Genomic DNA, 17,215 nt, shown 5'->3' on the forward strand with positions numbered 1-17,215 from the left:
AAGACTCAAAACATGGCTCAGAATATTGTAGATAAATCGAAAGAAAAGTATCATTTGTATGAACAGAGACATCGGGAAATACTGGATGCGGCAATCAGTATTTTCAACAATAAAGGCTATAAAGCTGCCACAACAGCTTCAATCGCTAATGCCGCCAGTATTTCCGAACCGACCTTGTATAAACATTTTAAAAATAAGAAATATCTTTTTATTGCCTGCTTTCATTCAATCGTGGATTACCTGTTTTCTGAAAATAAAAAGATTTATAAGCAGAACCCTGATGATGAAATCTCTTATTTGCAGGGAGTAATCCGAATATATTTTGATTTTGTTAAAGAGCATCAAGACAAATCAATGTTTCTTGTTCACATGCTCAGTTATAAAAATGACCCCGAGTTGCGTGCTATTTATCATCGGGTTGTTCAAGCCCATCAGAAGCATATTGAATCTGTTCTAATGAAGGCCAAGGAGAAGGACAAAATCAAAACACAATTGGATCTTAATTTTTTGGCGGCAATATTTGCCAGTCAATACTACAGCGTTGTCGCTGTCAAAGACTTTGTAAGTCCAAAATCCTTTAGATTTGAAAATTTTTATCAGTTCATGGCGGACCTTTTAAAAATAACTGTTTGAGTGATAATCGGTTGATTGATTTAGTGGGGAAACAAAAATTGGTGATTTAGTTCAATGCAGCGAGTCTGTTTGATGGACGCCTCTATTGTAAAAGCCGCTTTATGTAATGCCTGGCTTTAAATGGCGTGCGTTTCATTGTAAGACAGGTCACTGTGCCAGTGGTTTAGATAATCGATTAAAAATCTATTTATTGACAAAAAAATATCTTGACAAGTGTCAAGTTCAATAGTAACTGATAATATATAGTTAGTATCCGTTAATTGATGACAACGAACCGTTTTGACGGGAAGCGAGTTTTTTTTGCTCCAAAAGTTAGTGATTGCTATCAATTAAATAATATGTATTATTACTGTAATGGTTTGTTCATTTAATAGAGGATTTCCGAAATGACTCAAAATACCATTAGCTATTTATTCAGTCAGAAGGTTAAGCAGAACAAGGACAAGGATGCATTATTTTTCAAGTATGATCAGCGTTGGCAGGCGGTTTCATGGCATGAATATGGATCACGAGTTGATTCATTCGCCAAAGCACTAATCGCAGAAGGGGTAAAACCAGGGCGAAAAGTTGCTTTGATTGGCACAAATTCCCTCGAATGGTTTATTGCGGATATGGCCATTATGACTTTAGGCGCCGTCTCTGTGCCGGTGTATCAAACAAGTAGCGGGGAGCAGATTGAATATATTTTGAGACACTCCGAAAGCTGCCTATTTATTATTGAGGAAATGGAGTATTGGAGGCGAATAGAACCCTACATGAGCAACCTCCCTTTTGTAGATCGCATTATACTCCTGAAAGGAAACTCACACATTGGCAAAAATAAAATTATTGATCTTGCTAGATTTCTTAAAAATGGTGAAAAGATTACAAACGATGATTTGGCTGAAATTCGGCTGAAAATCGAGCCTGATACGAATGCTACATTTATCTATACCTCAGGAACAACGGGGCCGCCAAAAGCAGTCATGCTAAGCCACAGAAATTGCATCGCTGCCGGTAAAAATGTTCATTTGACCACCCAAACAAAGACTCGGCAGAGAATCACCTGTTCATACTTGCCATTATCACATGTAGCTGAACGTTCCATCAATCTTTTTTCCCCGCTTTTCAATAATGATACGGTCATTTATTTTATGAGGAGTTATAATTGGTTTGCCGAGGACCTAAAGGAAATAAGGCCGACATTTTGGGCAGGAGTGCCGCGGGTATGGGAAAAGCTGTATGAAGGGGTGATGAAATTCAAAGCTGAGCTTTCCCCCTCTAAACGATCGGTTTTCGAATGGGCCATGAATGTCGGAAAGGAATTCAATTGGCGACGATACAATAATGAACCTATAAGTGTCAGCCTTTATCTAAAGCATAATTTGGCACATCGCCTGGTGATAGATAAGGTTTTGGCATCTCTTGGCCTGGACCGTGTCGAGATTACAGTTACAGGCGGGGCGCCTACATCAAGAGAAATCCTTAACTTCTTCATGTCTATCGGAATCTGGCTGCAGGACGTATACGGCCAGACGGAAGGTCATGGAACGACCAGTTTCTGTACCAAAGATCATATCCGGTTCGGCTCAGCAGGTAAACCCTATCCACTGGTTAATGTCCATATTGCTGACGATGGTGAGATACTGATTAAGGGCGACAACGTGGCTGCAGGATACTATAAAGACCCCGAATTAACTGAAAAGACATTTGTTGATGGATGGCTGTACTCAGGAGATCTGGGCCGTTTTGATGAGGAAGGATTTTTATGGATCACCGGAAGAAAGAAAGACGTCATCATTACCTCAGGTGGCAAGAATATTACCCCTTCAAAAATAGAATCTTATCTCATGGATAATCCTCTTATAGAACATGCTGTGGTGGTTGGGGATGGCAAGAAGTACGTTACAGCGCTGATCACGATACAGGAAGAAAATCTTAGGCAAAGTATCCAAAAATCAGACATCAGCAGTGATGATTACGGGCGCTTGTTGGAATCGGAATTAATAAAGAAAAAGATCGAATCACATGTCAAAGAGGTCAATCAGAAATTGTCTCGCGTAGAACAGATAAAAAAATTTCAAATTTTGCCCGAACCCTTTTCCGTTGAAGGGGGAGAACTGACAAATATCTTAAAAGTCAAACGAAATGTTATCATCCGCAAATATGAAACAAGAATTGATGAACTCTATAAATAAATAACCAATTATGGGCAGCCGCATTGCAAGTTTCTGAGGAGGTAAAAATGCTACCGCTAAAAGGAAAGGTGGCGCTTGTTACAGGTGCATCCCGAGGTCTGGGCGAAGCTATTGCCCTTTGCCTCGGTAAGGCCGGGGCTAACGTTGCGGTAACAGATCTCTTGATTGAGGGCGATGCCGACAGAATTTCAAATGACGAAACGTTTGGGCAGTTGACCCGGCATTTTTTAGAAACGGGGCAAATTAATACTAAGGCAACTGCAGATCAGATTCGGCAAAGGGGTAGGAACAGTTTCGCATTTCCGTTGGATGTGTCAAAGCCCGATAAGATTCGAGAAGCCGTTGATCAAATAGAAAAGACATTGGGAACTGTAGATATTTTAGTTAACAATGCAGGCATCATGGGTAACTTCGGCTTTATTGAAAAGCAGGATCCGGAAGGCTGGGACACAACTTTAAAGGTCAATCTATCTGGTTCGTTTTATTGTGCCCAGGCTGTCTGGCACGGTATGCAGAAAAATAAGTGGGGCAGAATTATAAATATTTCATCAATTACGGGTCAAATGGGGGCTTACGCGCAGCCCGCTTATGGAGCTTCCAAGGCAGGTCTCATTGGACTCACTCGAAGTCTTGCTCTTGAAGGAGCCAGATATGGCATTACCGTGAATGCATTGGTCCCCGGTCTGATTGACACCAAAGCGATAAGGGTTCTATCAGGTGAGAACGTAGAAGGGTATGCCAAAAAGCGAATTCCGATGCAAAGACTTGGCAGGCCTGATGAAGTAGCACAGGCAGTCCTTTTTCTGGCATCTGAAATGAGTAGTTACATTACCGGGGCTTCTATACCGGTAACTGGAGGTATTGATTTGATGCAGGTCTGATCTGCACAAAATTCAGAGAAGGCTGTTTAATTTTTTTTGTTTAAAAAATAGTGATTACTACTGAACAAGTAATGCACACTAAAATAAAAAATACAATGAAATATTAATTCTTCAAATCTTGCTTCTTCATTCAAGAACGTACGGAGAAGACACAAAGAGAGGTTAAAAAATGGTCAAAAAAGAAATGTCCGGACAAAAGTTATCAGAGTTCGAATTTCCGGTTGAAAAGGGCAAAATTAAAGAGTTTGCCAATGCGATCTGTGATCCGAATCCCATCTATTATGAAAGTGAATACGCACGCTCAAAAGGATTTGCAGATGTTCTTATGCCTCCGACTTTCCCGGTTTCTTTTACTTTCCATCTACCGTCAGAGAACTTTGTCCTGGAAGCGACAAAGAATTTAGGAATGGATGTAGGAAAGAGCGTGCATGGGGAGATTGAATTCATTTATGAAAGGCCCGTCTGTGCAGGCGAAAAGCTGAGAGGGGAAATCAGTATAGGAAAAATTTACGAAAAGAAAAGCAAACATGGCGGAACCATGAGCTTCGTGGAGATGGTTATCGAGTATTTCGATTCTGAATACAGACGGGTTGTTGTGGGTAAAAATGTCTTCATCGATCAAAGTTAAACCACATACCCATATTTGTAAATACGGAGATAATTATGAATGCAAATGCACAAAGGTATTTTGAAGATGTCAAAGACTCCGAAACTTTACCATCTTTTGAGATCATCATCTCACGAACACATATCATCAAATATGTTGGTGCCGGAGGAGACTTTCAACCGATTCACCACGACGAAGAATTCGCAAAATCAATCGGCCTACCGTCCATATTTGCAAACGGTTTGATGCATGGCGGCATGCTGACCCGCGTCATTACGGATTGGGCAGGCGACGGCGTCATTAAAAGATACAAACTGAGATTTACAGGCATTGTTTGGCCCAAGGACACCCTGACGTTTTTGGGGAATGTCCGTAAGAAATATCAGGAAAATGGCGAAAATCTAGTGGATTGCACACTGATGGTTAAGAACCAAAAAGGTGAAAACACCATTGAAGGCGAGGCAACTGTTTCCTTGCCCACAAAACAAAAAGCACAACAGGTAAAGGAAATTTGAATGGATTTCAGACTGAGCAGAGAACAGGAGATGTTTCGAAAATCCGTTGAAGAATTCGCTCGTAAAGAGATTCTGCCGGATGTCAACGAACGAGCTGCCAAAACAGGCTTCTCCGCAGAAATATGGAAAAAAATAGCTGACTATGGATTAACCGGTCTCAGCATTCCGGAAGCCTACGGGGGAGATGGTGCTGATGCGACAACGACAGTGACCGCAATGACAGCGTTGACTCGTGCAAGCGGAGACATTGGCCTTAGCGTTGTTTGGGGAAGCCATATGCTACTTACCGCCATGCCGATTGCGGATTTAGGCACTAAAGAACAAAAAGAGAAATACTTACCGCGCATGGCCAAAGGAGAATGGATCGGCGGATTTGCTTTGACCGAGTCAGATGCCGGTTCAGATGCCACCGGACTTCAGACGACTGCTGAAAACAAAGGGGACTTTTACCTTGTAAACGGCTCAAAGACATTTATTTCGAATGCCCCCATTGCTGATGTGTTTGTTGTCTTTGCGTCCACGGACATTTCCAATCGGGCAGGCGGTATTTCATTGTTCATTGTCGAAAAAGATACTCCGGGATTACAAATCGGCAAACCTTTAGAAAAATACGGAAACCATGATTCACCTACCGGCGAATTATTCTTCGACAACTGCAGAGTCCCTAGTAAAAATCTCCTGGGCCAAGAGAACGGGGGATTTGAGGCCATGCTGTTTTCACTGGGGTGGGAACGGCTGGCATTTGCCCCATACATCGGCATCATGGAATTCGATCTTAAGATGAGCATTGAATATGCAAAAACGAGAAAACAGTTTGGCCGTCCCATCGGGAAATTTCAGCTTGTGCAGGCCATGCTGGCAGAGATGAAGATGGATATCGAGGCCTCCCGTCTCCTGGTTTATCAATTGGCTTGGAAAAAGGATAAAGGAGAAGATATCTCGATGGATGCCGCCATTGCAAAAACATTTATCACCGAAGCTGCCTACCGTGTTGCTGACAAAGCCGTTCAAATCCACGGCGGTAATGGTTGCATGGTGGAGTATCCGGTTGGCCGCAGTCTCTGGGGGGCAAAAATGGGGACTATTGGCGGAGGAACCTCTCAAATGCAGCGAACGATCATTAGCAGATTCTTAACCGGCTTATAAAATACTCGGAGGAAAAGATGAAAAGCATAAGCGGAAAAACAGCCATTGTGGGCATTGGCGAAGTGCCGACCGGCCATTTCCCGGATAGATCGTTTATCAAAGCGGCAGTAGATGTTTGTGAGATGGCCATCACTGATGCCGGCATTCCGAAACAAGACATCGACACGGTCATTCCAATCGGCGTGGTAAGCAATCCCCTGGACAATACAAATGTTATTTGTTCATGGCTTGTTGAAGAATTGGGGCTCGGTAAAACCGCCAAAAGCAATTTTCAGGTTATGTCAGGTGGATCGAGTTCCGCGAATTCCCTGAAAGTAGCAAGTGCCCTGGTGGCAGCAGGTCTGTCAAAAGCAGTCCTGGTGGTTCATTGCGATCGTATGGGCACAGGCCTTGATTTAAGCGCAGCAATTTCCATGTTTTCAAAAGCCTCGATCAATCAGGAATATGAAATGCCGTACGGCTTCAGCCAGCTCGCTTTGGCCGGCTTTCTCCAACAGCGGTATATGTACGAGACAGGCACGACGGAAAGACAGATTGCCAGTGTTGTAGAATCCCTCCGAAAATGGGCTGCATTGAACCCGAATGCCATGCTCCGGAAACCCAAAACAGCTGATGAAATTTTGCAGTCAAAAATGATTTCTTCTCCGGTCAGGAAGAAGATGATGAATATCCTTGCGGACGGGGCGGCCGCTTTTATTGTCACCAGCTCGGAATACGCCCGGGACTTAACCGATACTCCGGCATATGTTCTTGGGATCGGTTCCCGGTGCACCAGTTTTACCGTAACCGCCCAGCCGCATTTTGACTGCTGGCAACCTGCTGTTGATGGTGCATACCATATGGCCGGTATCGGTCCCGGTGATATTGATGTGGCAGAAATTTATGACGCATTCCCCACCTTTATTCTGATTTCTATGGAATTGCTGGGGCTTTGTGAAAAAGGAAAAGCCGGCAAATTCGTAGAAGACGGGAATACTTCTCCCGGCGGCAGGCTGCCGGTTTCCACTAACGGCGCCATGATGGCTCAAGGGCATACCGGTGCCGGAGGTGGGATGGCTATTTTGGTTGAGGCTGCAAGGCAGATTATGGGCAAGGCGGGGGAAAGACAGGTACAAAATGCAAATATTGCCATTGAGACGGCATCCGGGGGTATTGGAATGGACTTTCATGTCGGTGTTTTAGGAAAGGAGGGACAATAGAATGAGCGAATACAATAAACCGCTGCCACTTGTAACTGAATTGAGCAAGCACTTTTATGATGGTTGCAAACAAGGCGAGTTGCTTTATCAGAAATGCGATGATTGCGGGCAGATCGTGTTTTATCCGAAAGAACTTTGCCCAGCCTGCATGGGCCGTCGTTTGAGCTGGCGAAAATCCAACGGAAAAGGAAAAATTTACACTTTTACGGTCACATACGATGCCGCCCCGCCCGAATTTGCGACAGATGTCCCCTACGCCCTCGCGCTCATCGACGTGGATGAAGGGTTTCGGATGATGAGCAACATCGTAGAATGCGATTTTGATAAACTTCGATGTGAAATGCCGGTTGAAGTCGTTTTTGATCAGATAACACCTGATATTGCGTTGCCTAAATTCAGGCCCTCAGAACCTGATGAACAATAAGATTAATTGGTTATCCGGTTCGTTCCAGTAGAACCCGTTTTTGCCTTTACCCCCCTTTAAATAACTTTTTAAAAAGAGGGGGCAAGGGGGGATTTGGGTTGCAATACCGCTACATCCCCCTAAATCCCCCTTCAAAGGGGAACTGTGGACCGAGGTTCATAATGGGAATCCATTCACTGGAGTTTTCCGGATAAGTAAGACGATGTGCGTCGGTGGATAAGTGACCGGTGGAGTTAAGGAGGAGATAGAGACATAGTAGACAGTATGCCAGGTTTTTCGGCCATCTAAAAGAGTAAAAATGACGATTGGAGGATCAAATGCACAGAATTATTGTTTGGTTTTTTATAGTAAATATAGCTTTGATGATTGCCATTCCTGTGTATGCCGCAGGTATTCTCAACCAACAAATGTACAGTGCAGAATATGTCCGCACTCTCAATCGTCAGGCCGCTACGAACGCCGCTGATATTGCCGCTTACAATCCTGCCGGTATAATGCAATTGGAAAATGGGTCATATATTAGAACAGATTTAATCTTAGGGCAATTTCAGGTTGAGACTTCTACCCCTGAATTTGGCGCCTTTGACTCTGAAACGACATCTCTCTGTCCGGGCCTCTTTGTTATAAACAAAAAGGACAAGTGGGCGGCGTATGCAGCTGTTACCGTAGCCGGCAGCGGTGGGGCGGTGGATTATGACAACGGCAACCTGCGAACATTCCAAGTCGCATCTTCTCTTTTGCAATCTCCGAATTTCAGTCAGATAGACGGCACTTACATTGAAGGTGAGGAAGTCTATTTAAGGTCGACTATCGGGGGGGCTTACGCAGTTAATGAGCATGTTTCAATTGCAGTTGGCCTCAGTTATGTGAATGCAAAAAGATCGGTCGAAGCATTCATGGACGTATCAGATCCTGCTCCGAGCACCAAGTTTGAGCTTGACATGGAGCGAAGCGCGGATGGTTTTGGCGGCGTTGTCGGCATCCATGTCAAGTTCAATGAGTCGTGGGATATGGGGTTTCGTTATGAAACCAACACAAACATCGATCTCGAGTCCGATGTCAAAAGGGATGATCTGGACTTGGCAACGCAGCTGGGATGGGCGGATGGGACTAAAACCCGCAGGGATCTTCCTGGATTGTTGGGATTAGGTGTTTCCTGCAAAATCACGCCAAGATGCAAAATTCAGGGAAGCGGTATCTATTTCCTCGAAAAAGAGGCAAAATGGGAGGATGAGGGTTATAAAGATGCGGGCAACAGCTATGAATTGGGAATTTCAGCAGAATACGCGCTTTATCCGAATTTTAAGGTATCGATTGGCTACTCACATTCCGAAATCGAGCAGAAGCCAGAAGATTTTTCAGTTGAATCGCCGCAATTGAATTTCGATGTCATAGGCAGCGGATTTACATGGAGTCCCACAGACAGAATCGATACGACATTTGGCGCCGGATACGTCCTGTATGATTCCGAAACGGTTGAAACAATCAATTTTGATAAGGATTATTGGGCCATATCTCTGGGATTTCAATATCATTTTCCAACACCCCTATAGCAGAAACTGATTCAAATTTTAATTTCTTGGATATCGGACCGCTGGTTTGGTAGTGGGTGATCTCCAATAACCGGTTCGCTTGAGCAAAGGCATTGAAAGGAGTCTTTAATGAGTCACTTAGGTTTGATCCGTGGTTTAAAAGACATCGAGGAAATCGAAAAAGTCCCGTGGACCGATCGCATAAAGGAGAAAAATACTGTTGAACTCATTGAAAATGGTGCAAGAACCAACCCGGAGGCAACGGCCATTAGCTTTTTGGAAAGCGGAGATTCCTTTGAATCACCGATGCGGATTGCCTTCAAAGATTTGATGGGCAGGATTCGCCAGACCGCCAATATGCTGTATGATTTGGGAATCGGACCCAAGGATGTCGTCTCATACGTCTTGCCTAATTTACCTCAGACCCATTATGTGCTTTGGGGCGCAGAAGCCGCAGGAATTGCCAATCCCATCAACCCATTGCTTGAACCGGCAGCTATTAGAGATATTTGCGTTTCAGTGCAAACCAGGGTGTTGGTCTGTCTTGGAGAAACGGAAGGCAATGATATTTGGGAGAAAGTCAATGCCATCAGAAAAGAGATACCAACCTTGAAGTTTGTAGTTCAAGTAATGGGTTCCACGGATAAGGCTGAAAACATAATTGGTTTTGACGAAATGCTCGAAAGCTATCCTTCTGATCAATATATTTTTACTCGGCCAATTAAGCCTGAAGATATCGCCTCAATTTATCATACAGGCGGAACAACGGGGACTCCCAAACTGGCAATGCGAACTCACTGCAATGAAGTGATCATGGCCTATGATTTAAGAATAATGGCTGGATTTAATACCGGCTCCACCTTGCTGTGCGGCCTGCCACTCTTTCACTGCAACGGCACTATTGTCACCGGCCTTGCACCGTTTGCTGCAGGAGGCCAAGTGGTGATGCTATCGCCCATGGGCTACCGTGATCCGAGCATTATAAAAAATTTTTTTAAAATTGTGGAAAAATTCCAAGCTGAATCTTTTTCCGCTGTTCCTACGATTTTATCCTCTTTGTTAGAATTGCCAATTGGTGATGCCGATATCTCTTCACTGAAATATGTCATATGTGGCGCGGCTCCCTTATCTCAGGAACTGTTTAGAAGGATCGAATCTCGTACCGGCATGAAAATCCTTGAAGGCTATGGCTTGACCGAGGGCGCGGTGGCTTCGGCATTTAACCCAAAAGACGGCGAAAGAAAAGTCGGCAGCGTTGGAATACGGATGCCTTACCAATCAGTTAAAATTGCGATTCTTGATGAAAATGGGAACTATATCCGGGAGGGTAAGTGCGGAGAAATCGGTGCCGTAACAATAAAGGGTCCGAACGTGTTCAACGGATACCTGGAAGAATCCCACAACCAAGGGGTATGGATGCCAGATGGCAGTTTCAGTACCGGTGATTTAGGGAGGATTGATGAAGATGGGTATTTATGGCTCACCGGACGAAAAAAGGAACTCATTATCCGGGGTGGACACAACATTGACCCCGCGGCCATTGAAGAACCGCTATTCCAGATGCCCAATGTTCGACAGGTTGCCGCTGTGGGGCGTCCCGATCCTTATGCGGGTGAAGTGCCAGTGGCTTACGTGGAAATGGCCGATGGAGTCGACATGGATGAAAATCAGATCATGCAATGGGCTCGAGAGAATATAGGGGAAAGGGCTGCGGTCCCGAAGGAAGTTATAATTATCCCCAGCATGCCCTTGACCCCTGTTGGAAAAATTTTCAAACCCGCACTTCGCTGGGATGCTACCCGACGGGTTTATGAAAAAGAACTGAAACAGTTAGACGGCATTGCTGAAATCCTGAGGATAGATGTGGTCGAGGACAATTCGCACGGTATCAAAGTCACTATTTCTGTGGAGCCGGCTGCGGATCATGGAATGGATACCATAAAGCAGCGCATTAATGAGCTTCTATCCAAGTATACAGTTTTTTATGAAATAGAAAAAGCATCGTAGATTCAGGCTGTACTAATTTATATAGCTTTAATAGATTTTATATTCTTTGTTCTGGAACAGATTTTCCTAATTTTTACCGGTGCCAGCCCTCCAGTTTGGCGGCTCTTTTATGGCACGCCAAATAATTGTTGGTGGAACAATATGTTAAGCCATGAATTATCCAGCACCTTTGTGGCATTAGTGGATGCGATCCATAGATGCGATATCGACGCTGCCATTAAGTTTTATGAACCTGATGTTAAAATAATATCGGATTCGGGAAAAATGAGAAAAGGAACGTCATGTATCCGCAAGGATTTAGAAAAATTAGTAAAAATAAAGCCAAAGATCACTGTGAACTGCGAGAATTTTATCCGGGACGATGATTTGCTGGTTTGCAGTTTTCAATGGGCATTATCAGGAAGTCCTATGAATAGAGAGCATATAAAGATGGAAGGAATTTCAATGATTGTCTTTAGACAGCAATCCGATAAAAGCTGGCGAATCGTCATTGAAAGTCCTTGGGGGGCGGCTATGCTTGTTTAATTGGTATATATCACTCATTTTATACTCCAATAAAGAGGATTTAATCAATAATGAATAGGTATGTTATACACTGCGGAACCTTAATTGACGGAACAGGAGCACCTCCGGTTAAAAATGCCCGCCTTATAGTGGAGAATGATAAAATAGCACGTATTGAAAAAGAGGGCGGAAATGGCATTGATGAATTTTCAGGCGATGTCGATGCCAGAACTAAAACAGTAATGCCAGGGCTCATTGATAGTCACAAACATATTTTTAACAATGGTGGCCCAACAATATCCTTATTGCTGTCCACTGTTAAGCGAAATGCAAAAGATACAATAATGGGCGGTGTCACATCTTGCCTCGATCTTGGTTCAGCATCCACTATTCGTTTCCTTCAAAAGCTACCAATTTTACAGCCGAGAATTTTTTATGCCATTTCAATCCTAACCTGTAAAGGTGGCTATCCCGCCGAGTATTTTCCTAAATTATTTTACTTGGTAGGAGCCGGAAAAGAAGTTGCAACCAAAGAAGAGATACGCAAAGCCGTTCGAAAACTAGTAAAAAGGGGTGTGTCGGCAATTAAAACAGTAAACGTGTCAAGAACTTTCACGGGATCAGCCTGTCCCACCTGGACAGACACCCAGCTTACAACATTGACCGACGCGGCGCACAGCCATGGGCTAAAAGTATGTTCTCATATTACATATCCCGAGGACTATGCGCAGGCAATTCGATGCGGTGTTGACAGTTTGCATCACGCTGCTTTCGAAGCTATGAAAGAAGAAGATCTTGATGCCATGGTTGAAAAGGGAATCACCTTTGTGCCAACACTCAGCCTCTTTGATTTATTTGTCCGTGGTTTTGAAGAGCGATGGTGTGTCAATCCGGCATTTAACCCCTCAATACATAAATCAATATCTAAAGCAATCCGTGAATTCACTGAAAATTGGCATAATACACCGGATGACAAAGTCGTAGAAGGAACATTTATCAAAATCCCGAAAGGTGAGCTAAAAAAGGCAGCCGCAATGCAAATTAAGAATCTTAAGGCGTTTGTGAAAAAAGGCGGGGTTGTCGCCATGGGAACAGATGCATCCCTGGGCTTTTCTTTTCATACGACGCCCGTACGTGAGCTTGAACTTATGGAAGCATGCGGGATGTCGAGAATGAATGTCATCAAAGCGTCAACACTGACCGCGGCATCAGTTTTTGGGAAAGAACATGAAATCGGCTCACTGGAACCTGGAAAATATGCAGACATCTTAGTAATAAACGGAGATCCACTTTCAAATATCAGTGATATAAAAAAGATTGAGACAGTAATAAAAGGTGGAAATATTGTGAAGGATGCGACGCAATAGGCCAGACCCTATGGAAGCAAACTTATAGTGAAATAAAAAGGATAAATTAGATGTCATTTTTTAAGGGAAATGTTGCCATAGTTACAGGTGGCGCGTCAGGAATCGGACGAAAGCTTTGCACCGAGCTTGCCGCCTTGGGTTCAACTATTGTTGTCGCCGATCTCAACATTCAGCAAGCGGAAAAAACAGTGGCTGAGATTCGAAAGACCCATGGAAAAGGAAAAGCTGTCAGAGTGGATGTTACTCAAAAGGCGGAAGTGGACACACTGGTGGAGGAAACGCTTTCCGAGTTCGGACGTCTGGACTATATGTTCAACAATGCAGGCGTCTGCACATTTGCGTTGTCTCAGGATCTGACACTCGACCTTTGGCAGCGAACCCTGGATATAAATCTGTGGGGAGTCATTCACGGTACCATGGCAGCATATCGCGTCATGCTCAGGCAGGGGTTCGGCCATATCATCAATACTGCATCCGGGTCCGGTTTCTTGCCGATCATCCCGCTGCCTTATTCAGCCAGCAAACACGCTGTACTCGGTTTGTCGACAGCCCTCCGGATTGAGGCAGCCGATCTGGGAATCAAAGTCAGTGCAGTCTGCCCGACGTTTGTCAAGACTGAAATGTTCGATACAACGCAGTTTGTTAATGTTAGTGAAAACAATAAAAAGCAAATCCTGGATCAACTGCCAATGAAACCGATTACAGTTGAAGCTGCTGTTCGGACTATCTTGAAGGGGGTAAGAAAAAACCAGGCCAGAATCCTTGTGGGTCGAGATACCAAGCTGGCGTGGTGGGCATTCCGCCTTCATCCCGCCTTGGTAACCGGATCAATGAAAAGTCTCCTGAACCTGATTCGTAAGTATCATATCAACAAGTGATATAAAAAAGATTGAGACAGTAATAAAAGGTGGAAAGATTGTGAAGGATACGACGAAATAGGCCAGTCCCTCTGGAAGCAAACTTATAGTAAAATAAAAAGGATAAATTCGTGAAGGACCTAAAAGATAAGGTTATTTTTTTAACTGGTGCCGGTAGTGGGATTGGCAGAGCGACTGCCATAGAGTTCGCAAGGGCTGGCACAAGCTCTTTGATCTTAAATGACATAAATATGAACGGCCTGAAGGAAACGGCTTCCATTATTGAAGGGTTGGGAAGAAAGTCGTTTGTTTTACCTGCCGATGTCTCTGATTACAATGCAGTCAGAGAGATGGTGAGGACGGCGTTTGATAGCCTGGGACGAATTGACATACTTGTTAATGTAGCAGGTACAGCAATGCCCGCACCACTTGAAGAAATGGGAATTGAAGACTGGAGGAAGGTTATTGGCGTAAACCTTTATGGCGCCCTCAATACTGTACAATGCGTTTATTCTCACATGTTAGAGAGAGGCTCGGGGCATATCGTGAATATTGCTTCTATTGGGGGCTTATTTGCCCTTCATCCATATAATGCAGCCTACTATGTAAGTAAATTCGGGGTGGTGGGATTTAGCGAGGCACTGATGCTCGAATCATCAATGCGTGGTATTCACGTAACTTGTGTCTGCCCAGGTGGAGTAAAAACCTCAATCTACGATACTTCAACTTTTAAGGGTTTAAGCGAAGGCGCCAGGCAGCAGATGAAAAAATTACTTCTGGCTTCTGCGGAAGAACCAGAGGACACGGCCCGAGCTATTGTAGATGCTGTAAAGAAGAATAAATTTCTTATTACAACCACAAAAACAGCAAAACTAGCATATTTTTTAAGAAGGCATTTTTCATTTTTATGGTTTTTCTTAATGAAAAAATTGGCCGATTGGTTTGTCAAAAATTTTGATAAATATAAAACTCAAGGACGTTCTGGATTGCCAAAAGAACGTTGAATTAAGTTTTTATGAAAAATTATCTGGTCATCTAAAGCTTCAGCAAATATGACAGAAAGCGCAAAGTCCGGATCTTATCGCGGCTGCAAACAGAAAAAGTGGCGTTCAGGGAAAAAATTTACAGCCTTGCCTTCTTGGACAACTTATTGCTTCTGTGCAACGGTAGTAATGCGGTATACTTCAGGGGTAAGCAGTCGATAAGATCCCATATTTTGATTAAAGAGGTCTTACAGCAGTATGTCGTGGTAGTTAATTACCAGCAGTTATGGTGGTTGAGGCTAAAACTGGCTGTTTTAAAAATTGTGATTGCAGTGCAGGAATATAAAGGTGTTCCTCAAAAAATAAGATCAAAAATAATCCGGAATACTTGCCAAGGCATGATCAAGTGCGGTGCTCCGCAGAATCTGCACCTTGAATCTGCCAATATGCTCCGGATCGAAATTCACATTACTGGATGCCCATAGCCGCATGGTGCACCGCGGTGTTTCAAACTCTATCGCAACAGCGGCAGCCTTCACCAGTTTCTACACATCTCAATCCTACATAGCCTCATGCGGCAAAAGAAAATTATTAATCGATCTTATCTCCATACCATTTAGGCCAATCCCGCCTTGACGTTCCTGCCCTATTTGCTGTATTATCTGGAAACCAGATAAACTTTTTTATAAGCAATGGGAATTACAATGAACCGTTACCGCAGCAATGAGATTTTAGCCTTTTCCGAACTAGACGGATTTGCGGTCATCGAAAATCAGAGGGCTAAAGCTCTTCAAGCGATCAGAGACCAATCTGATGATTACCTCTTAAATGTTAATAAAACTGAATTCATTGAGCATTTGCTCGCGGAGTACTCGATTGTCCCTTTAGAGTTCCACACGGATCAGCTTTCAGTATCTGTAGAAGAAAGAATGATCCCGGCAGACTGGCATCCTATGTCTTACTTTGTAGATAGGGGAAAATCCTATCCAAAGGATGTTTATACTTTTCATCTGCCATTCTCTGGAGAGGCAGAACTCCTTAAGGTCCGTGCAAGCACCTACAGTATGTCGGCTCCCCGTATTATGATCACCGAGCAGGAGGTTAGGTTTGAGATCATTAACTTCAGTAAAGATGCAGACTCAATTAAACAAGAAGCCGACCGCATAGTAAACCAACTTGTTTCTCAGAATCAGCATTTGGCCAATGACCTCAATAAATTTAATAGTTCGCTTGAGGCAACGTTATCGAAAGCACTTGACGATCGAAAAGAGCAACTACTTAAAAAACACGATCTCGTTTCGAAATTAGGTGTCCCGGTTAGAAAGTCGTCAGGCACACCAGCTACTTTCTCTGTTCCCACAAAACGCACTCCAGTTATACCGGCCAAACGCAAGCCTAAAGTTAACGATAAAGGTTTTAAACCTGAACCCGCGCTCGATGAAGCGATTTATCGCCAGATACTCAAGATTATCCACGATGTCGGAAAACAATTTGAGCGTCTGCCTAGTACCTACGCCGGGAAAGATGAGGAGCATCTGCGTGACCATATGCTCCTCATTCTAGAGCCCAATTTTGAGGGAAGCGCGACAGGTGAAACTTTCAACAAAAGAGGGAAAACAGACATTTTGCTCCGGCATGATGGAGCAAATGTTTTTGTTGCTGAATTGAAATACTGGCATGGAAAAAAGGCTTACCTTGAAACAATTTCACAGTTACTGACGTACTTGACTTGGAGGGATTCGAAAGCTGATATTGTTATATTTGTTTCCAATAAGGATTTCTCTTCCGTTTTGGAAACAATCCGGAAGGCGACCCCTGATCATCCCAACTATCTTGGTTTCGTCGAAGAGGTTGATGATGGTTGGTTACAATATCGGTTCCACATCAATGACGATAGAAATCGTGAAGTACGCCTCGCTGTCCAGGTGTTTCACTTGCCGGTGTAAGGCTGCTTGAACCATGAGGTCCAGTGGATGCTCGCTTTCGCTCGCACCACTGAGCCCAGCCGTTATGCAATAAAAGGAGGAATATTTATAGTGGTTGATACAGAACGATTTCAATTGAAAGACATTGAATGGAGTTTTGCTAAGTCACGAGAGATTACGGGAGATAGAAATCCGAGGCGACCGATAAAAACAGGAATTAAGTCAATAAAAGCGACATGTAAGTCTTGTAGCTACACTTGGCACGCTCGAGCGTATGGTGAAGGTCGCCTTACGACTTTTGTTGGTGGTTTTATTTTGATTTGCCCTTCCTGTAATGCTGAGGAGAAAATAAACAACACTATTCTAGAAGCCATCTCAAAAAAACCGAAACAAAATTAAAGCGCATGCAAGTTGAACCATAGCAAGGAAATTCTCTGCATGGTATTCGTAGCGGACAA

Annotated in this window: 16 protein-coding genes; all 16 read left to right on the forward strand. The window is 43.7% G+C overall.

The genetic code is table 11. The features are described from left to right. The first annotated feature begins 12 nt into the window (after positions 1-12). The 16 genes from HNR65_RS16320 (at position 13) to HNR65_RS16395 (ending at position 17,156) form a co-directional block, all read left to right on the forward strand. Entirely contained in the window at positions 13-633 is a 621-nt protein-coding gene (locus HNR65_RS16320; RefSeq protein WP_181552593.1) for a TetR/AcrR family transcriptional regulator, read from the forward strand. Between the two features lie 386 nt (positions 634-1,019). After that, positions 1,020-2,810 carry an AMP-dependent synthetase/ligase gene (locus HNR65_RS16325; RefSeq protein ID WP_181552594.1) on the forward strand — a complete coding sequence of 597 codons (1,791 nt, stop codon included), beginning with the start codon at positions 1,020-1,022 and terminating at the stop codon, positions 2,808-2,810. A gap of 47 nt (positions 2,811-2,857) precedes the next feature. Next, positions 2,858-3,691 (forward strand): SDR family NAD(P)-dependent oxidoreductase, encoded by an 834-nt coding sequence (locus tag HNR65_RS16330; RefSeq protein WP_181552595.1) that lies wholly within the window; start codon positions 2,858-2,860, stop codon positions 3,689-3,691. Positions 3,692-3,860: 169 nt separating this feature from the next. Then, positions 3,861-4,319 carry an FAS1-like dehydratase domain-containing protein gene (locus HNR65_RS16335; protein ID WP_181552596.1) on the forward strand — a complete coding sequence of 153 codons (459 nt, stop codon included), beginning with the start codon at positions 3,861-3,863 and terminating at the stop codon, positions 4,317-4,319. Between the two features lie 35 nt (positions 4,320-4,354). After that, positions 4,355-4,813 (forward strand): MaoC/PaaZ C-terminal domain-containing protein, encoded by a 459-nt coding sequence (locus HNR65_RS16340; RefSeq protein ID WP_181552597.1) that lies wholly within the window; start codon positions 4,355-4,357, stop codon positions 4,811-4,813. Then, the gene (locus HNR65_RS16345; protein ID WP_181552598.1) at positions 4,814-5,959 is read left to right on the forward strand and encodes an acyl-CoA dehydrogenase family protein; all 1,146 of its coding nucleotides are present in this window, start codon (positions 4,814-4,816) and stop codon (positions 5,957-5,959) included. Positions 5,960-5,976: 17 nt separating this feature from the next. Next, positions 5,977-7,158 carry a thiolase family protein gene (locus HNR65_RS16350; protein ID WP_181552599.1) on the forward strand — a complete coding sequence of 394 codons (1,182 nt, stop codon included), beginning with the start codon at positions 5,977-5,979 and terminating at the stop codon, positions 7,156-7,158. Position 7,159: 1 nt separating this feature from the next. Then, positions 7,160-7,582, forward strand: a complete 423-nt coding sequence (locus HNR65_RS16355) for a Zn-ribbon domain-containing OB-fold protein (protein WP_181552600.1) — start codon at positions 7,160-7,162, stop codon at positions 7,580-7,582. A 317-nt stretch (positions 7,583-7,899) separates the two neighbouring features. Continuing rightward, entirely contained in the window at positions 7,900-9,135 is a 1,236-nt protein-coding gene (locus HNR65_RS16360) for an OmpP1/FadL family transporter (protein ID WP_181552601.1), read from the forward strand. Positions 9,136-9,243: 108 nt separating this feature from the next. After that, positions 9,244-11,121, forward strand: a complete 1,878-nt coding sequence (locus HNR65_RS16365; protein WP_181552602.1) for an acyl-CoA synthetase — start codon at positions 9,244-9,246, stop codon at positions 11,119-11,121. A gap of 141 nt (positions 11,122-11,262) precedes the next feature. Continuing rightward, positions 11,263-11,646, forward strand: a complete 384-nt coding sequence (locus tag HNR65_RS16370) for a YybH family protein (RefSeq protein WP_181552603.1) — start codon at positions 11,263-11,265, stop codon at positions 11,644-11,646. A 50-nt stretch (positions 11,647-11,696) separates the two neighbouring features. Then, the gene (locus tag HNR65_RS16375; protein ID WP_181552604.1) at positions 11,697-12,992 is read left to right on the forward strand and encodes an amidohydrolase family protein; all 1,296 of its coding nucleotides are present in this window, start codon (positions 11,697-11,699) and stop codon (positions 12,990-12,992) included. A gap of 50 nt (positions 12,993-13,042) precedes the next feature. Continuing rightward, complete coding sequence (locus HNR65_RS16380) at positions 13,043-13,870, forward strand: SDR family NAD(P)-dependent oxidoreductase (protein ID WP_181552605.1); 828 nt, start codon at positions 13,043-13,045, stop codon at positions 13,868-13,870. Between the two features lie 110 nt (positions 13,871-13,980). Beyond that, the gene (locus tag HNR65_RS16385) at positions 13,981-14,853 is read left to right on the forward strand and encodes an SDR family NAD(P)-dependent oxidoreductase (RefSeq protein ID WP_181552606.1); all 873 of its coding nucleotides are present in this window, start codon (positions 13,981-13,983) and stop codon (positions 14,851-14,853) included. Positions 14,854-15,536: 683 nt separating this feature from the next. Continuing rightward, positions 15,537-16,778, forward strand: coding sequence for a hypothetical protein (locus HNR65_RS16390; RefSeq protein WP_181552607.1), 1,242 nt, complete (start codon positions 15,537-15,539; stop codon positions 16,776-16,778). Positions 16,779-16,868: 90 nt separating this feature from the next. Further along, positions 16,869-17,156, forward strand: coding sequence for a hypothetical protein (locus tag HNR65_RS16395; RefSeq protein WP_181552608.1), 288 nt, complete (start codon positions 16,869-16,871; stop codon positions 17,154-17,156). Positions 17,157-17,215: the final 59 nt, after the last annotated feature.

Origin of the sequence: Desulfosalsimonas propionicica (genome assembly GCF_013761005.1) — a bacterium.
GTDB classification, from domain to species: domain Bacteria; phylum Desulfobacterota; class Desulfobacteria; order Desulfobacterales; family Desulfosalsimonadaceae; genus Desulfosalsimonas; species Desulfosalsimonas propionicica.